Raw genomic sequence first — 20448 nt, 5'->3', positions numbered from 1 at the left:
GTTTCTGAAATAACTTATGAAGGTATTACCTCACTCATCAAAGCATGGGTATTTCCTTCTGAATCCTTATAAAATACCATCCATGTCTCCGTATGCTCCATCTTAGCGACAATATGAGGGGAGTCTAGGAAAAGTCTTGAGAGAGAGTTTTAAATTAATGTTCCACATGAAACAATAAAAATATTCTAAATCATGGTAAAGTAAATCCAAAGAAATTCTGATAGGGTGGGAAAAAAATGAGGAATATTACATTTGCGTTTTTATCTCTATTCTTATTATTAACAGGGTGTAGCGAAGTAACGCATAATACGGATTTGGAGAATTCCATTCTGTCTATTGTAAAAGACAAAAATAAAAGTCAGATAAACATAGACTCTTTAGCAAATTTTGAATGGGACAAGGGATATTTATTTCCACCATATACAGCAGAAGAAAGTATGGAGAAACAGATGGGCGTGAATTTTAAAGACCGAAGTAATATTTATAGCAGAGATGACATCTATCTATTAGTCTTTGTTAATAACGAAAAGGTTGTACAGTATGCGGATATAAAACGTAACCAATCGGATTTTTCGATTGATGCTACGGAATACATTACTCCAGCAAAAGCTTTAATAAAAATTAATAGACATTGATTAAATTTAGGCAAAATAAACCGTAACAAGGTTCGTTGCGGTTTATTTTGCCTGTCTGTATTTAAAACCTGCTTAACCTATCTTCGCACCCTCAAAACGAGTGGCAATTGGATTTACTTCTATTTCTATCGTTGCACCTGATGGACTCGAAGCGACTACTTGAACTTCATCGCCTCTTCTTAACTCGACGAGAGATGACGTAGCGACAATCGCGTTTGGCGATGTAATCATTTCTTGATTTCCTGCAACAATCTCGCCGTTTACACGGATGCCAACGAATGCAGAATAGGGTGTTCCAGTATAAATCGGCAAAAAGATACTTGCTGTGAACGTATAGATGCCATGGCTCTTTGGAACAAACGTTGATGTATCTGGATTGTATTCATTGTTGCTATCAAAGACCTCTACCGGATATATCACTTGATTTGGTGTAGATCCTAAAATAAATTGAAACAGATCTTTAACCGCTTTAAAGGCAGAAACCTTTTGACAAGGCTGAACCTTTCTATGCTTGCACTCACAATCTCTTTTCATATGTGCGTACGGATTCTGATCATAATGGTAGTACATACAAACTTTCCCTCCTATTTTCACTCTAATCTAGAAAATAAATTAGAGAATAATCTAATAGATTATTACTAGTAGATTATGCGGACAAGTTGTAAGTGGTGTGTATGAATAGAGGTAGGGGAAGGTAATTTACTAGAAAGAATGAAAGAAAGCGATTAGAGTGTCCTAACCGCTGTTAAAAGGTGACTTTCTGTATCATGCATTAATCATATTTTACAACTGGCCATTTTTCTTTTCGAAGGGAATTCATGAGTTCAGGACTAGCATTTAAATTACTCTGCACGATTTCTTTAGGTGTTAAAGCCATCCATTGGTTCAATGAAACATCTGCAAAACGGTCACTTTTAAAAATCTCTAAAAACCATAAACTCTTATTTCCGGTATTCTGCACATAATGACCAAATGCGAACGGAACATATCCTACATCTCCGGCTCGTACGTCAAAAGTTCGTGCCGTTCCATTTCCAGCGAAAGCGGTCATCCGCCCTTGACCGGCTAAATAATATTGCCACTCATCATTATTCGGATGCCAATGCAACTCTCTCATTCCGCCGGGTTTTATTTCTACTAAAGCGGCAGCAATTCTCTGTGAGATCGGAAAGTTCGTAGAATCTACGATACGAACGGTACCACCGGGTGTAACGAGTGGTTTTTGAGCCATTAAACGGTGCGTGAAGCTCAACGGTACAGTTCCATATGGATCAGGTACGGCTTGTGTTTCAATCGGACCGGGAACCGTAGACTGATAAATATAACGTTGTTCAGTCGGAATGTTTGCGAATGCGCTTTCCGGTATACCGAAATTTGCTGAAAGCACCTCTTTCGGTGTATGTGCAAACCAATCTGAAATAGAGAATGTGCTCAGATCGGAGAAATTTCCATCATCGAATACGAGTAAAAACTCACAACCTTCTTCAAGTCCTTGAATCGAATGCGGAATGCCGGGAGGGAAGTACCAAAGATCACCTTCACCTACATCGGCGATGAAATTTCTGCCGTTTTGGTCAACCGAGGTAATTCGAGCACGGCCTAATATCATATAAGCCCATTCCGCTTCTTGATGCCAATGAAGCTCCCTTACACCACCTGGGGTCAGACGCATGTTTACTCCAGCAAGCGTCTTTGCGACAGGAAGCTCACGAACCGTAATCTCTCTCGACCAGCCTCCAAAATTTAATTGCATATGTGTATCAGAATAGGAAAACCGTAAATTTGGGACAGTTCCTGCATCTGTTGCAGGTGAAACTAACATATCCGGATTTTGTATATCACGCATAATGTCGCGAGGTCCTAAATCGGTCGCGCCCGCACCATCACTGCGAATCGGCTGAGGAATCTGCATTGGTCTTCGTTGCTTGTGCTCTTTTTTGTCGTTATCCATGTGATGAGCTCCTCTCTATAAGAAGGTTCAATCGTCATCTCTGTATTCATATGGAGAGGACATCTTATACATGCAGATTACTTGAGGAGGATCTTAACAAAGAAAAAACACCTAATAAGCTTGCCGCAGCTTATAGGTGTTTCGTATGTGTGAAAATATCGTCTTGGTGGCTTTTAATGCGCTTTAATTGTGCCACGATAATGATGCTGATGATCACGAGCAAGAACCAGGAGCTGATCTTACCAATATGCACGAGTGACCAAGAGGCTTCTTGATTGGGATACTGCCAGGCTCCGAGAAACGTTGTAATGTTTTCAGCGATCCAGATAAAAAATCCGATCAACAAAAACGAAAGAAGGATCGGCATTTTATAAACACGTTCGTTGATCGTATAATGAACAACAGTCTTATAAAAGATAGGAAATAAGAGCAGGATTAGAATCCATCTGGCATCAAACAAATAATGATGAGTAAAAAAGTTAAAATAAATCAGTACGCATATCCCAAAAGAAAAGAGGGGATTCGGCCAGCCCTTAATCTGAAGGTCTAACCTCCGCCAGCTTTGGCAAATATAGCTCGCAACACTTGCATACATAAAACCGCTGTAAAGAGGTACACCGTAGATCTTAGAATAAGCCTCTTCAGGATAGCTCCAAGACCCCATGTGAACTTTAAATAGCTCTAGAGCAAGTCCAATCAAGTGAAAGACACAGATGACTTTAAGTTCATCTATCGTTTCAAGTTTCGTTACGATCATGGCAACTTGTGTAAGGAGACAAAGAAGGAGTATGAAATCGTATCGAGGGATGAACGGAATGCTGACGAATTTTGAAAGAGCTAACGCACCAAAGATGATGACTGGAAAGATGCAAGAAAGTGCTTGTAAATAAGTGAATGTAAGAAGCGCTCTCAAATTAAACCACCCTTTTATGAGTTGATATGGAAATATATTGTATCCATAATAACCTATGGTGATCTAAATCTCATCATATAAAAAAATGTTTAGTTTAACATGAATCTGTCAGTTGACTTCTTTTACTTAAGCGCTGCATCCGCTAACGAATAAACGATCGCATCATCTGTTGGTGGATTATGAAGGCCGGCTCTTACATCTCGAAAATGCCGCTGAAGCGGATTTTGTACAGAAAGACTACGAGCCCCAACGATTCTCATCGCGAGATCAACGACCTTGTTCGCACTATTTGTTACAGAATGTTTAACGGCAGCGAGTTCTGTACCTAGATTTTGACGTTGTTCAGGGTGGTTTACCCATTTTTCAGCAACGGCATGAAGGATCGTTCTTGCTTGGAATAGCTCAAGTTCTATCTTACCAATCTTTCTTCTCACCTCTGGTACGTCTGAGATCGGTCCTGATAAAGTGTTAGGGCTATACTCTGACGCAAATTCAATCGCGTAATTCCGCGCTGCTCTTGCGATACCTAGGTACACAGCAGGCACCTGAAGATACCAGCCTTTAGGTATGAGGTTCTTCCCATCCTCTACGCCTAGAAGATTTTCTTTTCGTACATAAACGTCTTTCAAAAGAAGGTCATCACTTTTTGTTCCTCTCATCGAGATGCTGTCCCATGTTTCTTTTACAAAAACCCCTTTATCACGGTGATTCACTAAGAAAAATCCTTTATGATTGGTTTCTGAGATGGTAGCTGTAATGACTGAGTAATCAAGTGCTTCTGCCATAGAAGTAAAAGCTTTACTTCCGTTGATCAGCCATCCATCTGCTTTCTTGTCTGCAGTTGTAGTAGGAATACCGCCTCGAGACGGACTTCCCGTCGCACGCTCTGTTTGTGCCAAGTTAATGAGTGCTTTCTGTTCAACAACTTTTCGGCTGAGATCAGCGAATGCATCTCCGTTCCAGTGACGATTTTCAGCCGCATCTAAAAGAGTACCGAGATGCCAGCCAAGAGAAAGAGCAGTAGGAGCATCTCCCTCGGCTAAATGCTCTTGAATGGTTAAGAATTCAACTAGATTTAATCCTTTACCACCAAATTCTTTTGGGATGGTAAGAGAAAGAAAATCATGATTCTTTAAATCTTGAAAGTTCTCATAAGGAAAAATGCCTTCTTGATCTACATAATCTGCGCGTTTCTTAAACGCTTCTTTCAGTGCTAGAGCAGTATTAATCGCTTCTTCAAAATGATCTATCTCAGTGGCTTTTCTCAAAGGTAAGCTCATAGTTCCCTCCTAAATTTTTTTCAGTAAGGTTTTAGTAGATTGGTTTTGTTATTAGACATCTTAGATAGGTTGATTGGAGCGCAAGGTGCGAGACTCCTGTGGGACAAGCGGTCAGGTGAGACCCTTAAGGGCGCGAAGCGGCAAGGGGCTCACCGATTGCCCCACGGAAAGCGAGCACCTGGAGCGAAAATCATACGCTCACAAGTACAGCGAAGGACACCAAAAATAAAAAAGCCCTCTTTCAAAGACGAAAGAGGACGTAGATTCCATATGCTAACACGCTCTCTCATCTATCAGACATTCAAAAAACATCTGCTGGAAATAGCACCTTTCTTTATAAAAAGCGGTTGCTGCAGGATCGTAGGACCAGTTCCTCCCCTGACTCTTGATAAGATACATTATTTAATTATTAGTCATCACTATAGAGGATAAAGCAAACCACTGTCAACTAAAAACTGATTGTTAAGAAAATTATTTTATTTCTCTAAATTCCATTGACAGTCTATTTTTATTCCTGTATATTTCGTTACTAAATTGAATAATATCGATTCCTTATCGAGAGAGGTGGAGGGACTGGCCCTTTGAAGCCTCGGCAACAACTATTTTTAGGATTGTGCCAATTCCAGCAGGCGAAAGCTTGAAAGATAAGAGGAGATCTATATACGTATGTTTTATTTCGCGTATTTTTTCAACCTCTTCTCATCGCTGAAGAGGTTTTTTTATTTTCTCTTGGAGCGGGTACAAAAAAATCGGATGGAGGAAATTATTTTGGGTAAAGAAATTTTGTTAAACGCGTTTGAGATGACAAGTGCCATGCACAATTCTCATGGTCTTTGGAAGCATCCGGAGAACAAGAGACATAGAAGCTATAAAGATCTGAATTACTGGATCGACTATGCGAAGCTTTTAGAAAGAGGAAAGTTTGACGCTGTATTTTTTGCGGATGTGTTAGGGATTTATGACGTTTATAAACAAAGTAAAGCTCCTTCTATTCGTGATGGGCTTCAAGTTCCATTAAACGATCCGGCACTTCTCGTGTCGGCCATGGCAAGCGTAACAGAGAACCTGTCTTTTGCTGTGACGGTGAGCACAACCTATGAGCAGCCATTTGGCAACGCACGTCGTTTTTCTACGCTAGATCACCTAACGAATGGGCGAATCGCATGGAATGTAGTCACTTCTTACTTGCCGAACGCAGCGAGGAATTTTGGATTGCAGAATATGATCAAGCACGATGAACGGTATAACATCGCGGATGAATATCTGGATGTTTCGTATAAGCTTTGGGAGAGCAGCTGGGAAGATGGAGCAGTTGTAGAAGATGTTGAAAACAATAAATTAGTGGATCCCGGTAAGGTACATGAGATCAATCATGAGGGGCAATACTTCAGCGTTGAAGGACCTCACTTGAGCGAGCCTTCTTTCCAGCGGACACCTGTGATCTACCAAGCGGGAACGTCTGAGCGTGGACGAGACTTTGCGGCCAAGCATGCTGAATGTATTTTTGTAGGTGGTCCAACGCCAGAGAGAATTCGATTTTATGCTGACGATATCCGTAAGCTCGCTGCAAAACAAGGCCGAAATCCAGAAAACATTAAGATCTTTTCTTTTTTAAACGTGGTGGTAGGAAGAACGACAGAGGAAGCCGAGGAAAAATTCAATGAGTATGCAAGTGTTTGGAGTGCCGATGCTGCAAAAGCTCAATATGGAGCAAGTGGATATGATATCGCGGAATATGAAGATTTAGATCCGGAACTTCCATTCTCGTACAATAAATCAACAGAAGGCGGACATTATAAGGCCGCTACCCTCACTACGGATGCTCCTAAACCGTTAACAGTAGGAGAGGTATTGAATCGCTTCGAGTCACCTGACAAAGGTAGTTTTATAGTCGGCAATCCAGAAGAGGTAGCGGATGGGATACAAAAGCAGTTTGAAGAGTCTGGGGTGGATGGTTTCAACCTTAATCACCTCGTAACACCAGGAGACTTAGAAGCTTTCGTGGAGCTTGTTGTACCTGTTCTTCAAGAAAGAGGACTCTATAAAAAAGAGTACAACAGTGGCACGCTTCGTGAGAAACTATTCTCACCCGGACAGCCGCTGCTGCCAAACGATCATCCTGCAGCTAGATTTAGACCGGTGCTAACGGAAAGTAAATAAATAGAGAGTGAGTGAGGAGAGAAAACATATGAAACGATTTAACATATTTCTTACAGCAGCTTTATTAATCGGCGTTTTAGCGGGATGTGGCGCTTCGGGTGAAAAAGAAAGTAAAGAGATCACGCTCGGCGCAACCGTGCCTTACAGCGACATGCTTGAAAAAGGCGTGAAGCCATACCTAGAGAAAAAAGGATACAGCGTTGAAGTGAAAGAGTTTAATGATTATGTACAACCGAACATCTCTTTAAAGAGCGGTTCGCTAGATGCAAACCTGTTTCAGCATAAAGTGTACATGGACGCTTTTTCAGAAGAGAATGATATGAAACTAGCTTCAGTTGTTACCGTACCCACTGCACCAATCGGTATCTATTCTAAAAAATTCAAGTCTATAGACGAGATCAAGCATGGAAGTACGGTTTCACTAGCCAATGATCCTACGAATTTAGCAAGAGGACTTACTGTTTTGAGAGACAATGGACTAATTGAAATCGATTCTTCAGCAAACCCGTTAAGAGTCTCAGAAAAAGATGTGACAAAAAATCCAAAGAACTTGAAGTTCCAGCCTGTTGAAGCTGCTCAAACTCCAAGAACGCTAGACTCGGTAGATATAGCTGCTGTAAACGGAAACTTTGCAATTTCATCGGGTCTAGATCTAAAGGATGCGCTTGTAAAAGATAAACTTCCAGAGGAGATCATCAATCGATTCGTTGTGCTAGAGAAAGATAAGAATTCACAGCTGGCAAAAGATCTTAAAGCGGCGGTAGAGTCAGATTCGTTCAAAAAAGTCATACAAAGTGATTTTGAAGAGTTTCATAAGCCAGATTGGATGAACAAGTAACTCCATAAAAAATCAGCTTATTATTTCGTGGAAAAGCTGTACGAAAGCCGTTACCAACTCTCTTAAATGCTCATAGAATACGTTATGTTGACTCAAGGGGGGATTAATATGAGTAACTGCCCGCACTGTGGCCTTTTCCGATATGATTTAAGTGGCTGTATCTGCTCTGATAAAGATTTTAATAGTGATTGGAATCAAAGATACATTGAAGAAATTTTCAATCCAAACAACAATCAGGTGAATGGATCTAAAAAGACGAGACGTCAGAATCTCTTAGATCTGTAAGAACAATAAGACTTATTTATTCTTACTATAAACGTTAAAAAGCCGACTTATGATTTTCGCTTCGTTAAATCATAAGTTGGCTTTTTTAAATAGAGCATGAAGGTAAAGAGCACCTTCTATTCACTTTTCCTCGAGGGGCTAGTCACTGCAACTAGGCAGGAGGCTCACCGTTCGGCCCATGGAAAGCGAGCAACCTGGAGCGTAAATCAATTACTGTCAACGAGCATCCAAGAATACGATAACAATACAAAAAGCAGACCTTACAAAGAAGATCTGCTTAATTATTATCCATTACTTAGCGAAGCGATGGAGGAGTAGCGAGCTTTCTAACACTCGAATTAGAATAAACTCCATTTGTTTGGTTAGAAGTAGGCATTGAAAGATCCTTTTGAATGACGATACTAGAACCAAGTTGACCTTGTACCTTAAAGCCCCAATGCTGGAAGGTTTTTAGTGCATCCGTGTTCTCTTCATCAACGGTACCAAAAACAGTACGAATCCCTTGTTTCATAAGGTGACTCTCAAATACGGGAAGAAATGAGGTAGCGATCCCTTTTCCTTGATGCTTAGTATCTAACACAACATAATCCACAAAAATCGTAGGGCCGATTCTGAATCGATAACATACAAAACCAATAATCGTGTCATTGCTATCACAGACAATCATGACCTCGTTGGCCATTTTTATAATCATTTCAATCACGTTTTTACGGACTTGAAAGTTACTTACTACCATATCAACTAAAAAAGGATCATCCTTACCAGGTACCCGTTTGCGAATATACAATTATATTCCCCCTTATATTACTTTACGAAGGGAAGATATAAAGAAATAAATAGAAGATGATTCACTTCAGAAACACATAGGTTACATTAGAACATAACTATTATTTATTAAAAATCCCCCTTGCTTGTACTATATGTGCTTGTCCTTGAAAGGGGTCTGGATACCGTCCTAATTCTGGTGAAAAAGGCTCTATGTAACATAGTGTTCTTAAAACATATAAAAGCCGAAGAGAGTCTCCGGCTTTTTACTTACTTATGCTGCTTGTTTCTTACCTTTTTTTCTTTTCTTAAATCCTAATAGGCTACCGATTAAGCTCACTATAGACACCCCCTTCTATAAGCGAACTGTTGAGAAAAAGAACAATCAGTCATGTTTTCTTCTCTACTCTATCTTACGCAAGCTTGTCTCAATGGTTTGGACGATTCTAAAAAATGGATGCTAAAAAAAATACATTTACAAATACATACAGAGATTCGTTTATAATTTAAGAACTAGCATGAAAAAGGAGTACAGTTTATGAATGTTGAGCGTGAGCAACGAAAACAGATATTCAGAGTTTTGGAATATATTGAAGAGCATGTAGAGGATTCTTTATCTTTAGAAAAACTGGCTGGCATCTCTACTTATTCTCCTTTTCACTTTCAACGGATTTTTAAAAGTATCGTTGGTGAAACACCAGCTGCCTATGTGAAAAGATTTCGATTGGAGAACGCGGCACATCGATTGATCTATGAATCCTATATCCCCATCACGCAGATTGCGATGTTGTGTGGATTCTCTTCCTTATCGTATTTTACGTATTCTTTCCAATCTTATTTCAAAACGAGCCCGAAAAACTGGAGAGAAGGAGCTTATCTCCAGCAATTTCCTCGGGAATATGAAGATAGCAAGAAATCTAAACAAGTTCGCAACCCATCGAAAGAAAAAGAGGAGAATGCTCCTTATAATGAGTTTAAATGGCTAGATTTATCTAAAATAAGAATTGAAACTTTTCCAAACAGCGCTACGATTAAAGGTCACCACTTTGGGATGTACACGAGTGGGGTTTCTGAAGCTTGGGAAGAAGTTCATAAATGGTGTGAATCAAGAAATTTGATTAATTCACATACGTTGTTTCTCGGCGTACCGCGAAACAATCCATACATCACGCCTCCTGACAAATGCCGTTATGATTGTCATATTACGATCAGTGAATCTATAGCTGATTCGATCGCGTCTGATGATACATCTAAGTTTGTTGGTGGAAAGCATGTAGTATATGAATTTGATGAACCTGTCGATTATTCAGAACGCAATCTGATAATTGACTGCTACTCTGAACTGTATAGCTATTGGCTGCCAAGAAGCGGGTTTAAATATTTAAGTAATCCAGTAGAAGTCATAGAGATCCAACAGGACGGAGACACGTTAAAAAGGGAAAGTAAGATTAAAGCGATTGCCCTAGCCATTGAACCAAAATAACGAGGGGGCCATTATGGAACTAAACGGAGTGTTATTAAACACGACAGCGATTATCGCTGGGGGACTTTTATATATGATCTACGGAGGCATCTACTACTCAACGATACTCGGAAAGAAAAAGGAAAATGGTGAGACAGGACCTTTTAAATACATTTTTTCCGTAATCGTTGCCTTTATTAGTTCATTTCTTATGTCTTATCTTATCGGATTATTTGGAGCTGATAGTGCAGCAGAAGGACTCATGGTTGGGTTCATCATAGGGATCTTGATTACGATGGTCTATTATAAAAACACACTTTTCGGTTTACTGACAGGGAAGTCTTTTATCATTGCAATCGGAGACCACCTAGTGATTTTCACACTACTTGGATTGTTGCATGGATGGATGAATTAAGGATGAAGAAGCTTAGTTGATAAGCTTCTTTTTTATGTTTGTCCAATCTAAAATTAAGTTAAGAAGGTAGATAATTTCCACTCCAGGATGCTCGCTTTCCGGGGGGGCGTGCGGTGAGCCTCTTAGCGCATAGCGCTATTAAGAGTCTCACCTGTCCCGCTGATCCCCCAGGAGTCTCGCACCTTGCGTTCCAATCATCTTTCAAGGATGCCTCTGGAAGTTTCTGCTTGCAACTATCTAAAAAGAGCGTTTTAAATATAAAAAAACCACTGACATAATGGTGGACCATCACATCAGTGGTTTCAAATTTTAAGATTAACGGATACCTTTCATCTTCTCTTGAATCTTAGGTGAGATGACGAATAGGATAAGTGATAACACAATCGCAGCTCCACCGATCGTACCGAAGTACATCATTTCTGTTTCTGCAGAATAGAACTTAACGATTTGTGCGTTGATCGCTTGTGCAGCTGCACTTGCTAAGAACCATAAGCTCATTGTTTGTGCAGAGAACGCTGCTGGAGCAAGCTTCGTTGTTGCAGAAAGTCCTACTGGAGACAATAGAAGCTCACCGATAACAACGATAAAGTAACTAAGCACTAACCATAATGGACTTACTAGTGAATCTTCTCCACCAAAGTAAGCAGGAAGAAGAATGACTAAGAAAGATAATCCAGCAAATAACAAGCTGAGTGCAAACTTCTTAGGTACTGACGGTTGACGTGTACCAAGCTTTACCCACATCCATGCGAATAATGGAGCAAGTGTAATGATGAATAGTGGATTTAGAGATTGGAACCAAGCTGGTGAAATCTCAAGTCCTGCAAATGTTAAATCTGTACGCTTGTCCGCATAAGCTGCAAGAATCGTCGAACCTTGTTCTTGGATCGCCCAGAACATAACAGCAGCGATGAATAGCGGGATGTACGCGATAATTCTTGAACGCTCGTCTGACGTTGTTTTTGGACTGCGATACATAACCACAAAATAGATAGTAGGAATCGCGATACCAAAAATACCAACTAGTGTAATGAATACTTCAAGTGTGAAAATACCTGCTGGGATGGTTGTACCTAAAATAACAGCTAGTACAACTGCAGAAATACCAACGATAATTGATACTTTCTTCTTCTCAGCTGGAGTTAATGGATTAGGCACATACGTACCTGCAAGCCCAAGATTCTTTTTCTTTGTTACAGCAAATACGATTAGTCCTAATAACATACCAACAGCTGCGATACCGAAACCTAAGTGGAAACTCTTTTTAGCAACTTCCCCAACGATTAATGGAGATATGAAGGCACCAAGGTTGATCCCCATGTAGAAGATACTGAAACCTGCATCGCGACGAGTATCGCCAGGAGCATAAATATCACCAACAACACTGGATACGTTAGGTTTAAGTAAACCTGTACCTAAAACGATGAAGACCATGGAAATAAACAGCATAGTCAGATCGCCTGGTAATACAGCTAGGACGATATGACCAATCATGATCAAAATACCACCATAGAATAAAGCTCTAGAAGTACCAAAAACTCTGTCTGCTAACCAACCACCGATTACACCGGACATATATACAAGTGAACCATAAATGGACATGATTGCTAGTGCAGTGGACTCTTCAATCCCTAGACCACCTTTTGAAACTTCATAGTACATGTAGTAAATTAGGATTGCACGCATTCCGTAGTAAGAAAAGCGCTCCCAAAACTCTGTGAAGAAAAGAGTGAACAAACCTTTAGGGTGTCCAAAGAATCCTTTTTGCGGGACACTATCCACAATTTTCTGTCTATTGATGTCTGACATATGACAACCTCCTCTTAGTACATTAAATATAATACTTTGAAATATTTATTATTGTCAAAAGTTTTCGGCTTATCTATTATTACAGGTTCTTATGCATACGTAAATGGAAATTACACCCTATATGGGCATAATGGCTTATATCTATGCATAAATAGGGTATAAAAAGTGTATAAAAGTAGTGCGGAAATTTACTTACGTAGTATGCTCAAAAAAAATAAAAAAATTGTAAGGTGCTGGGAAAGAGGCTCAACCATTGTGTACATAGTGAAATGTTTAGTACTATAGAAGAATAAGTTTACAGGTAGTGAAAAGAGGTCTTTTTACATGAACAAAAATTCCATTTATGGATTAACAATAGAACAACTAACTGAATGGCTCGGGCAACATGGCTATAAACCATATCGCGCTTCACAAGTTTGGAACTATTTATATAGAGAGCGAGTAACCACGTTTTCGGACATGGTCGATATCAAAGCAGATTGTATTGATTTATTAACCGAAAACTTTACCATTCAAACGCTTCAGGAGCACGTTAAGCAGGAAGCATCTGATGGAACGGTAAAATTTCTCTTTAAATTAAATGATGGCAACTTGATCGAAACTGTACTGATGAGACACAAATACGGTTTATCGGTATGTGTAACCACTCAAGTCGGTTGCAACATCGGCTGCAGTTTTTGCGCAAGTGGTTTGTTAACCAAAACACGAGATCTTTCAAGTGGGGAAATCGTTGAGCAAATCATGAACGTGCAGCATCATTTGGACGCTGCAGGTGAAGGAGAAAAGGTAAGTCATATCGTTGTAATGGGAATCGGTGAGCCTTTTGATAACTTCGAGAACATGATTGATTTTCTTAAAATTATGATCGACCAAAAAGGTCTAGCGATTGGATCGAGACATATTACAGTGTCTACGAGTGGAATCGTAAATAAAATGTACGAGTTTGCAGATGTGAACATTCCCGTAAATCTCGCATTATCCCTTCATGCACCAAACAATGAACTGCGTACGAAAATTATGAAGATCAACCGAGCTTTCCCTGTTGAAAAGCTGATGGATGCGATCAACTATTATATCGAGAAAACAAATCGCAGGATTACAATAGAATATATTTTATTAAAAGATGTAAATGATCATGTAGAAGAAGCCGTGGAACTCGCAGCTCTTTTCCAAGATAAAAAGAAAAAAACGTATATCAATTTGATCCCTTATAACCCAGTTGATGAACACAGCCAGTATCAGCGAAGTGACCAAGAATCGGTTCTCGCGTTTTACGATACGCTCAAGAAGAACGGAATCAACTGTAAGATTCGTCAAGAGCACGGTACAGACATCGATGCGGCTTGCGGTCAGTTGAGAAGTAAACAGATCAAGAAGGATAAAGATCGATCGATTACGTCGTAATGGAAGACTGTTTACTCCTAAAAGTGCGTGGTGAATGGAAGTGGACAGTAAAAATGGCCAAGTAGACAGTAAATGTGTAAAAGTGGACAGTATTTCATCGAAAGTGGACAGTAAAACTCAAAAAGTGGACAGTATTTTCTAAAAAGTCGACAGTAAGCACACTTTGAGGTGTTTGCGCGCTACCCACATGCCTGTCTACGCTTTAAAACTGCCCCTGTGTAGAGGTAGTTTTGTTGATGGTGACGGTAATCTGTCTGATTCGTAGATTAATCTGTCCAATTCAAAGATTAATCTGTCCGATTGGCCACATAATCTGTCCAATCTGCACCGTAATCTGTCCATTTCAGCCAATAATCTGTCCAATTATATATTTCAAAAGCAGCATTGAATTCGAAAACAGCCTAATGGAAAGAGACCAGTTGAAAAACTGGTCTCTTTTTATTAAGTTGACAACTGTAAAACAATTACATATGATATTGGTAATTCAATGGAAGGGATGGTGTGTTTGTGAGCGTTGTCGTTCTTAACTAAAACAATTTGGATATCGGTCTACAAAAGAAAAAATGAAACGGATTGTCCGGTTTATTTGCTATGTCTTTTGTTTGCCACCAATAGTTAAGAACAGCGGTCAGATACAAGCCATCATACTCAAACCCTTGATGCTGCGGACTCTTCTTATGAGCCGATTTTTTTATGCGTTTTTTAAGGGTGAAGTCTATCTATGAGGCAGAAATGACATGTTCATTTCTGTCTTTTTTTATTGGCACGTTTCCTGGCCTCTGTTAAGAGGAGGGGATAACAAACAGACTTATAAAGTAACTTGTTTTATGCTATTAAAAATTTTGGAGGTAGATCCATTGAATACACAAACAATGAACATGCTTGAATATAACAAAATTAAAGAACAACTTGCGTCTTTTGCATTAAATAGAGCTACAAAAGAACATATTGAAAAGCTTCAACCATCTTCAAACCTGTCTGTGATTCAATCATGGATGCTCGATACGACAGAGGCAAAACGTATTTTAGAGAAGAGTGCCAGTGTTCCTATCGCTAATCTCAACGGTTTGGAGCAAGTTCTAGAGATACCAAAGAAAGGATTGAACCTAACCCCTGAACAGCTCACATTAATTTTTGGACTTTTAGAAAACGTAAGCCGAATGCAGCGATTCATGAGAGACAAAACTTCTGTAGGACCTAGCGTATCTTCTTATGCGTATTCTATGTTTGACCTAAGTGATTTAAAAGAGGAGATCTATCGCTGTATTCGTAACGGTGGAGTCGATGACCATGCTAGCAAAGCTTTATTAAAAGTTAGAAAAAAGATTATTGTTGTCGAAGAAAGAATTAAGTCGAAGCTCGATAACATGATGAAGTCCTCTGCTTATCGTGATATGTTACAAGATCAGATCGTTTCCATGAGAGATGGTCGTTATGTCATTCCGGTTAAGAGTAAGTACAAGCGAAATATTGACGGCCAAGTGCTGGATAGTTCTTCAAGCGGTGCTACAGTATTTATAGAGCCTCATGATATCCGAAAACTTCAAACCGAAATCAGTATGCTTAGAGCAGAAGAAGAGATTGAGATCTCTATGATTCTAGGCGTGCTCACAGGTATGGTAGCGGGGTATGAGAGAGAATTGCACATTACGATTGAAGCGATGATTCATTACGATTTTATTTTTGCAAAAGCGAAGTACAGCAGGACATTAGATGCTAATGGAGTTCAGTGGAACCAAGAAAACGTGATAAGTATCATAAACGGCAAACATCCGTTGATCGGTGAAAAATGTGTTCCATTACATTTTAATTTAGGAAAAAGTTATCAGTCACTGGTGATCACTGGTCCTAATACAGGAGGAAAAACGGTAGCCATTAAAACAGTAGGTTTATTAACGTTAATGGTTCAAACAGGGCTCCATGTACCTGTTGATGAAGATAGTGAATTTGCCGTATTCAGAGACGTTTTTGTTGATATTGGAGACGGGCAAAGTATCGAACAATCCTTAAGTACGTTTTCTTCTCATATGACGACAATCATCTCCATTTTAAAAGATGCAGGACCACAGGATCTAGTCATCTTAGATGAACTAGGTGCTGGAACAGATCCTTCTGAAGGAATGGGGCTTGCCGTTGCTATCCTTGAAAGATTGTACAGCAAAGGAAGTATGATCTTAGCCACCACTCATTATAGTGAAATAAAAGAATTTGCTGCCGTTACACCTGGATTTGAAAATGGATCGATGGAATTTAATCTTGAGACGCTTCAGCCTACGTATTCTTTAATTATAGGTAAAGCAGGGAAGAGTCAGGCTTTCTCGATCGCAAAAAAGTTGGGGATGGACGATGAAATTATCCACCGTGCACAACAGGTGACCCAAAATAATAGTTATCCACATGTGGACAAAGATAGAGATGTTAAGTTTTCCACAGCACAATATGGAGAGCTAGCTAGTTTGAGAGAAAAGGCAAAAGCAAATGTTAAAAAACAGCATGTAAATATACAAAAAAACACAGTGCATCCTGAGGACGTTTTTCATATCGGTGATCGTGTTTTTGTATCAAGTCTTAAAGCGGCAGGAATTGTGTACAAATTAGAGAATGATCACGGTGAACTAGGTGTTTTAGTTGGAGAGAGTAAACATATCATTCACAAAAAGCGTCTAAAACTTCATATTGAGAGTAAAATGCTGTATCCAGACAATTATGATATGGACATCGTTTTTGAGTCAAAGGAAAATAGAAAAAAGGATAACGCTATGAAAAAGCGTCATGTTGAAGGACTTTCTATCGAAAGGGATGATCATTAAGTGAGGGAGCTATATGAAGAATCTTGTAACGTGTAGCGTAGTAAGCCTAATCGAACTAACCGAGGATTTCCTAAATGGATTTAACCGATATCAGCAAACAAAGCAGGTTTGGTATGTAGAGGATAAAATCTACAAAATGAAGGATGATTATTTTATTGATGACTGGTCTCACGAAAGGAAGTTACAGATCATTCAGGAGTTAAGAAAATGTGTAAGCAGCGGGGGAGTAGTTGTTGCAGCATGGCTAGAGAAGCAGTTAGTAGGATTTGCGAATGTTGAAAGTGAACGCTTTGGTTCCGATGCGCAATACGTAGAGCTTCCATACCTACATGTCTCAAAAGACATACGGGGTACGGGGATAGGGAGAAAGCTTTTTGCTTCATGCTGTCATGAAGCAAAGAGGCTAGGTGGTAAGAAACTCTATATTGCATCGCATCCGTCTATTGAATCACAATCGTTTTATCGCGCTGTAGGGTGTTCACCGGCAGAAGAAGTGAATGAGCGTATTTTCAAAAGAGAACCATTAGACATTCAACTTGAAAAAGTCCTATAACAAAGGGAAAGAGACATCTAAGTAGTGCTAGATGTCTCTTTTTCAATTACAATCTCTTCAGTTACAGCTTCCTCGATGTCTGAAGCAATATCTATCGCTTTTACAAAATGATGATCGCAACGAATGCCTTTTAATGTTACATCATTGGCACGATGAGGTCCTCCGTATACTTTTACTGCAGGTCCAGAGGTTGTAAAATCTTTTACGACAACATCGTTTAAGATTACGTTACGAGCGCGATATTGAATGGCGATTAGCGGGTGTCCATCATAGTTATATGTGCGATCACCGATTACGGTTAAACCATTGATAACAACATGGTTATATCCTGATATCACAAGGCTGCGAGGTGTTGAATCTTCGTAGAGCTCTGTATATATAGGAGCAATGCTAAAGAGATTCGTTGCTGAGATATGATGAGCTGTTTTCGACGCAGGATCTATATCCTTATGATGGCCGATATGACGAAAATTGTAGGACCGGTTATCGTTCACAGATAGATGACCATAGATGTGTACATTTGTAGCAGCAGAAGCGTTATGATGTGCTTTAATCTCAACACCTCCAAAGCAGCGCGCTGTTGAATTGTTCAAAAGCCAAACATTATGAGAACCGTCATCGATTTCAATGCCATTAGAGTTCGAGAATCCTTTTCTATGAGACCTGCCGCTCGGATCACTCATATGGGAATTGGAGATAAAGATATATTCGCTATGGTGTGTCGTAATCCCATCATCACCAAAACCGTAACCGTTGAGATTGTCTAACCAGATGTATTTACTTCCTCCTCTTGAGCGAGTCCCGTCCCCAAGGTAAGTATATAGGGAAGAGGACACATCAAACCCGTGTAGACCTGGATTAACAGCTTCTATGTCAAACATCCAGCCATAAGTGACGTTTGCGAAGGTTAAACAGCTCGATCGATTGTTCCCTGCACTTGTTTTTTCTTCTGAATCTAACCTTTGGATGTTCCAATCTAACGTCATTCCTTTAACAGCTATGTTTCGGTTCCCTTTGAAATGGTTCTTATTTGTAATCAACCATTCTGCTTTAGGACAATCATCATGCAGTTGAAGGGTCGTTTTACCTTTTCCTTCCCCTATTAGAATCGTCCACGAAGGCAATTTGATGCCTTTTGTAATGAATTTTCCTGCTGGAATACGTACAATTACTCTTCCTTTGCCGATTGCTTTTTTAATAGCCTCCGTATTATCGGTTATTCCGTCTCCAACTGCTCCATAGTCTGCTACGTTTACTTCCTCTTTTATATAACGATAAAGCATCTCGTACTGGTCATTTAACTTCGAGATCCACCTAGGATAAATGCGATCTTGTTCATCTTTATCCCAATCGGTTGTTTCGACGTCTTTGTAGCGAACTTTCTTTATAACCATACTTTTTGTTGCATATTTGATCCATTCAAAAGAATTTCTATTCTGTTTTCTATGTTTTTTTAGTGAATCTTTGAACAGATTCTCTGAAGATTTTAAATCAATAGATTCTGTACGAGCGTGCTTTTTTCTCAGGTGTGCTATCAAGTTTTTGTTAGTGAGTGGATCATGTTGTTTATCAAGTGAAATCATTAAATGATCACCTCGGCCTTCAAATAATAGAATATAATTCATGATTTCCCTATCTAAAATAAAATAATCAGCATGTCAAAAGAGTAGGGGAGAGTCGATTTAATAACCTGTTTTTTGGATGCAAACAAAAATGTTTGCAAGTTTACAAATACGTTTGCATTTGTTTGCTTATTTGTTTGCAAGTTTACAAAACTGTTTACTTGTTGGTGTATAAGGGTTTAATGCAATTAATGTATATTGTTTGCAACTATGTTTGCAAGTTTACAGAAAATGTTTGCGTGTTTACAAATGTATTAAATAGAAAAATAGGCATTGTTTAATTTTAAATAACCCTCTAATCTATTTATATAGCAACAAAATAAAGATTTGAAAAAAGAAAGGATGTACGCCCATGAGTAATTCTAGAATTGCTGCAGTTGATGTAGGTAACGATTCACTAAAAGGAATTTTCGGTACATTAGAACATGAATTAAACATCCCTAACGTAATTGCTAGAGATATTGAGGATCGTCCTGTAATCGGGATTGAGGAGTTAGACAGCAAAGATCCTTTAGAAGGCATACATATTCGAGTTCACTCCCCTGCCCTAAAAGAAAACAATGTGATTTATCGTGTTGGTCAGCTTGCTGCTAAGAGCGATAACTCTACTGAACTAGATCCAGGAAGCAGTAAATCAGAAGAAGATCAAACATTGATCATGCTTTTCGCAGCATTGGCTCTTGATGCTGTAAATGAAGATAATGCTAAAACATTTACGAAAAACAACAATGTGATTGATACAAGCTATATTTTAGGAACTGGCCTTCCTCTACGTGAAGTAAAAGAAGGTAAGGACGCGGGTTACCGTTCAAAACTACTAGGATCTGTTCACCAAGTAGAATTCTTAGTAACGCCTAAGTACCAAGGAATTAAAGTAAACTTAAAGTTTGAAGAAGTAAAAGTGTATCCAGAAGGATTCGCAGCTTTTATTAACCTTGTGATGGATAACGATTTAAACATTACTAACAAAGATCTGATCGACAAACCTATTCTTATTCAAGATATCGGCGGTCTGTCTACAGATATCGCAGTTATCAAGAATAGAAACGTTGATGATGATAAAGCTCAAGGCTTTAACCTTGGTGTTTCTGAAGCGCTAGAACAAATTAGAGAAGAAATCCGCTCTAAGCATGGCGTGGAATTAGACAGCCGACGTGATGTAGTCGATATCATTACGAAAAAGACGAACCGCAACCACATCATGGTTCGTGGTAGCCGTACGAGTGTTCATGACATTACAGATCGTATTTTAGTAGACCTAGCGAAAAAGCAATACCGTCTTCTTCGCAACGTGTGGCAAAAGAATTCGCAAACTGAAATCTGCTATTTTGTAGGTGGAGGATCTGCCGTACTTAAAGATTATATCAAGACGCTAAACAATAACCTGGATGGCTACAACATCGACTTTTTTGAAGATGAAAAAGAAAGCATCTGGATGATGGCAAACGCTTATTATAAGCTGATCTCTGATCACTTAAAAAGAACTGCGCCTAAAGAGAAAAAGAGCGAGGATAAAGACAAAAAAGCCGTTAAAGCTTAAACAAGG

At 39.3% G+C, this 20448-nt stretch carries 17 protein-coding genes, 1 pseudogene and 2 riboswitches; of the genes and pseudogenes, 10 read left to right on the top strand and 8 right to left on the bottom strand.

The genetic code is table 11. From position 1 onward, the window contains the following. Positions 1-14 precede the first annotated feature (14 nt). Positions 15-131 (bottom strand): annotated as a pseudogene (locus IHV09_RS22845) (VOC family protein); the annotation flags it as partial. A 105-nt stretch (positions 132-236) separates the two neighbouring features. On the opposite strand from IHV09_RS22845, the gene IHV09_RS17820 reads away from it, so the two are divergent. Continuing rightward, positions 237-635, top strand: coding sequence for a hypothetical protein (locus IHV09_RS17820; RefSeq protein WP_197265112.1), 399 nt, complete (start codon positions 237-239; stop codon positions 633-635). A 72-nt stretch (positions 636-707) separates the two neighbouring features. Here the strand turns inward: IHV09_RS17820 and IHV09_RS17815 are convergent, their stop codons facing one another. The 4 genes from IHV09_RS17815 to IHV09_RS17800 all read right to left on the bottom strand — a co-directional run bounded on the left by IHV09_RS17815 (position 708) and on the right by IHV09_RS17800 (position 4779). Then, positions 708-1205 (bottom strand): C1q-like domain-containing protein, encoded by a 498-nt coding sequence (locus tag IHV09_RS17815; protein WP_197190286.1) that lies wholly within the window; start codon positions 1203-1205, stop codon positions 708-710. Between the two features lie 202 nt (positions 1206-1407). Continuing rightward, entirely contained in the window at positions 1408-2586 is a 1179-nt protein-coding gene (locus IHV09_RS17810; RefSeq protein WP_305069423.1) for an oxalate decarboxylase family bicupin, read from the bottom strand. 130 nt (positions 2587-2716) lie between these two features. Further along, on the bottom strand, positions 2717-3499 hold the full coding sequence (locus IHV09_RS17805) for a DUF817 domain-containing protein (RefSeq protein WP_231618387.1): 783 nt from the start codon (positions 3497-3499) through the stop codon (positions 2717-2719). 122 nt (positions 3500-3621) lie between these two features. Then, a complete protein-coding gene (locus IHV09_RS17800) occupies positions 3622-4779 on the bottom strand; it encodes an acyl-CoA dehydrogenase family protein (protein ID WP_197265111.1) in 1158 nt (385 codons plus the stop codon). Positions 4780-5062: 283 nt separating this feature from the next. Then, positions 5063-5174: riboswitch (SAM riboswitch) on the bottom strand. 154 nt (positions 5175-5328) lie between these two features. Next, positions 5329-5430: riboswitch (SAM riboswitch) on the top strand. 117 nt (positions 5431-5547) lie between these two features. Here IHV09_RS17800 and IHV09_RS17795 point away from each other — a divergent pair. The 3 genes from IHV09_RS17795 to IHV09_RS17785 all read left to right on the top strand — a co-directional run bounded on the left by IHV09_RS17795 (position 5548) and on the right by IHV09_RS17785 (position 8062). After that, positions 5548-6939, top strand: coding sequence for an LLM class flavin-dependent oxidoreductase (locus IHV09_RS17795; protein ID WP_197265110.1), 1392 nt, complete (start codon positions 5548-5550; stop codon positions 6937-6939). A 28-nt stretch (positions 6940-6967) separates the two neighbouring features. Beyond that, the gene (locus IHV09_RS17790; RefSeq protein WP_197265109.1) at positions 6968-7777 is read left to right on the top strand and encodes a MetQ/NlpA family ABC transporter substrate-binding protein; all 810 of its coding nucleotides are present in this window, start codon (positions 6968-6970) and stop codon (positions 7775-7777) included. 108 nt (positions 7778-7885) lie between these two features. Continuing rightward, positions 7886-8062 carry a hypothetical protein gene (locus IHV09_RS17785; protein ID WP_197132846.1) on the top strand — a complete coding sequence of 59 codons (177 nt, stop codon included), beginning with the start codon at positions 7886-7888 and terminating at the stop codon, positions 8060-8062. A 295-nt stretch (positions 8063-8357) separates the two neighbouring features. Here IHV09_RS17785 and IHV09_RS17780 read toward each other — a convergent pair whose 3' ends face one another. After that, a complete protein-coding gene (locus IHV09_RS17780) occupies positions 8358-8849 on the bottom strand; it encodes a GNAT family N-acetyltransferase (RefSeq protein ID WP_197132848.1) in 492 nt (163 codons plus the stop codon). A gap of 516 nt (positions 8850-9365) precedes the next feature. Between IHV09_RS17780 and IHV09_RS17775 the strand changes: the two genes are divergently transcribed. Continuing rightward, positions 9366-10310 (top strand): AraC family transcriptional regulator, encoded by a 945-nt coding sequence (locus tag IHV09_RS17775; protein WP_197190281.1) that lies wholly within the window; start codon positions 9366-9368, stop codon positions 10308-10310. A gap of 13 nt (positions 10311-10323) precedes the next feature. Then, the gene (locus tag IHV09_RS17770; protein ID WP_197265108.1) at positions 10324-10704 is read left to right on the top strand and encodes a DUF1761 domain-containing protein; all 381 of its coding nucleotides are present in this window, start codon (positions 10324-10326) and stop codon (positions 10702-10704) included. A gap of 315 nt (positions 10705-11019) precedes the next feature. Here IHV09_RS17770 and IHV09_RS17765 read toward each other — a convergent pair whose 3' ends face one another. Continuing rightward, complete coding sequence (locus tag IHV09_RS17765; RefSeq protein ID WP_197190279.1) at positions 11020-12513, bottom strand: peptide MFS transporter; 1494 nt, start codon at positions 12511-12513, stop codon at positions 11020-11022. Positions 12514-12837: 324 nt separating this feature from the next. Between IHV09_RS17765 and rlmN the strand changes: the two genes are divergently transcribed. The 3 genes from rlmN (at position 12838) to IHV09_RS17750 (ending at position 17280) form a co-directional block, all read left to right on the top strand. Then, on the top strand, positions 12838-13917 hold the full coding sequence (gene rlmN / locus IHV09_RS17760; protein WP_197265107.1) for a 23S rRNA (adenine(2503)-C(2))-methyltransferase RlmN: 1080 nt from the start codon (positions 12838-12840) through the stop codon (positions 13915-13917). Positions 13918-14774: 857 nt separating this feature from the next. Continuing rightward, positions 14775-16727, top strand: a complete 1953-nt coding sequence (locus tag IHV09_RS17755; RefSeq protein WP_197265106.1) for an endonuclease MutS2 — start codon at positions 14775-14777, stop codon at positions 16725-16727. 13 nt (positions 16728-16740) lie between these two features. Next, positions 16741-17280, top strand: a complete 540-nt coding sequence (locus IHV09_RS17750) for a GNAT family N-acetyltransferase (RefSeq protein ID WP_197265105.1) — start codon at positions 16741-16743, stop codon at positions 17278-17280. A 17-nt stretch (positions 17281-17297) separates the two neighbouring features. Here IHV09_RS17750 and IHV09_RS17745 read toward each other — a convergent pair whose 3' ends face one another. Next, complete coding sequence (locus IHV09_RS17745; RefSeq protein ID WP_197265104.1) at positions 17298-18863, bottom strand: glycosyl hydrolase family 28-related protein; 1566 nt, start codon at positions 18861-18863, stop codon at positions 17298-17300. Between the two features lie 391 nt (positions 18864-19254). Here IHV09_RS17745 and IHV09_RS17740 point away from each other — a divergent pair, with 391 nt between their 5' ends. Then, entirely contained in the window at positions 19255-20442 is a 1188-nt protein-coding gene (locus IHV09_RS17740; RefSeq protein ID WP_197265103.1) for a ParM/StbA family protein, read from the top strand. The last annotated feature ends 6 nt before the right edge of the window (positions 20443-20448 follow it).

The organism is Fictibacillus sp. 23RED33 (assembly GCF_015903925.1).
GTDB lineage: Bacteria > Bacillota > Bacilli > Bacillales > Fictibacillaceae > Fictibacillus > Fictibacillus phosphorivorans.
This window is presented reverse-complemented; position numbering and strand designations above follow the sequence as displayed.

Coding starts and splice junctions, on each gene's coding strand:
- IHV09_RS17820 (WP_197265112.1), top strand. CDS start 237: ATGAGGAATATTACATTTGCGTTTTTATCTCTATTCTTATTATTAACA.
- IHV09_RS17815 (WP_197190286.1), bottom strand. CDS start 1,205: ATGTACTACCATTATGATCAGAATCCGTACGCACATATGAAAAGAGAT.
- IHV09_RS17810 (WP_305069423.1), bottom strand. CDS start 2,586: ATGGATAACGACAAAAAAGAGCACAAGCAACGAAGACCAATGCAGATT.
- IHV09_RS17800 (WP_197265111.1), bottom strand. CDS start 4,779: ATGAGCTTACCTTTGAGAAAAGCCACTGAGATAGATCATTTTGAAGAA.
- IHV09_RS17790 (WP_197265109.1), top strand. CDS start 6,968: ATGAAACGATTTAACATATTTCTTACAGCAGCTTTATTAATCGGCGTT.
- IHV09_RS17785 (WP_197132846.1), top strand. CDS start 7,886: ATGAGTAACTGCCCGCACTGTGGCCTTTTCCGATATGATTTAAGTGGC.
- IHV09_RS17775 (WP_197190281.1), top strand. CDS start 9,366: ATGAATGTTGAGCGTGAGCAACGAAAACAGATATTCAGAGTTTTGGAA.
- IHV09_RS17770 (WP_197265108.1), top strand. CDS start 10,324: ATGGAACTAAACGGAGTGTTATTAAACACGACAGCGATTATCGCTGGG.
- IHV09_RS17765 (WP_197190279.1), bottom strand. CDS start 12,513: ATGTCAGACATCAATAGACAGAAAATTGTGGATAGTGTCCCGCAAAAA.
- rlmN (WP_197265107.1), top strand. CDS start 12,838: ATGAACAAAAATTCCATTTATGGATTAACAATAGAACAACTAACTGAA.
- IHV09_RS17750 (WP_197265105.1), top strand. CDS start 16,741: ATGAAGAATCTTGTAACGTGTAGCGTAGTAAGCCTAATCGAACTAACC.
- IHV09_RS17745 (WP_197265104.1), bottom strand. CDS start 18,863: ATGATTTCACTTGATAAACAACATGATCCACTCACTAACAAAAACTTG.
- IHV09_RS17740 (WP_197265103.1), top strand. CDS start 19,255: ATGAGTAATTCTAGAATTGCTGCAGTTGATGTAGGTAACGATTCACTA.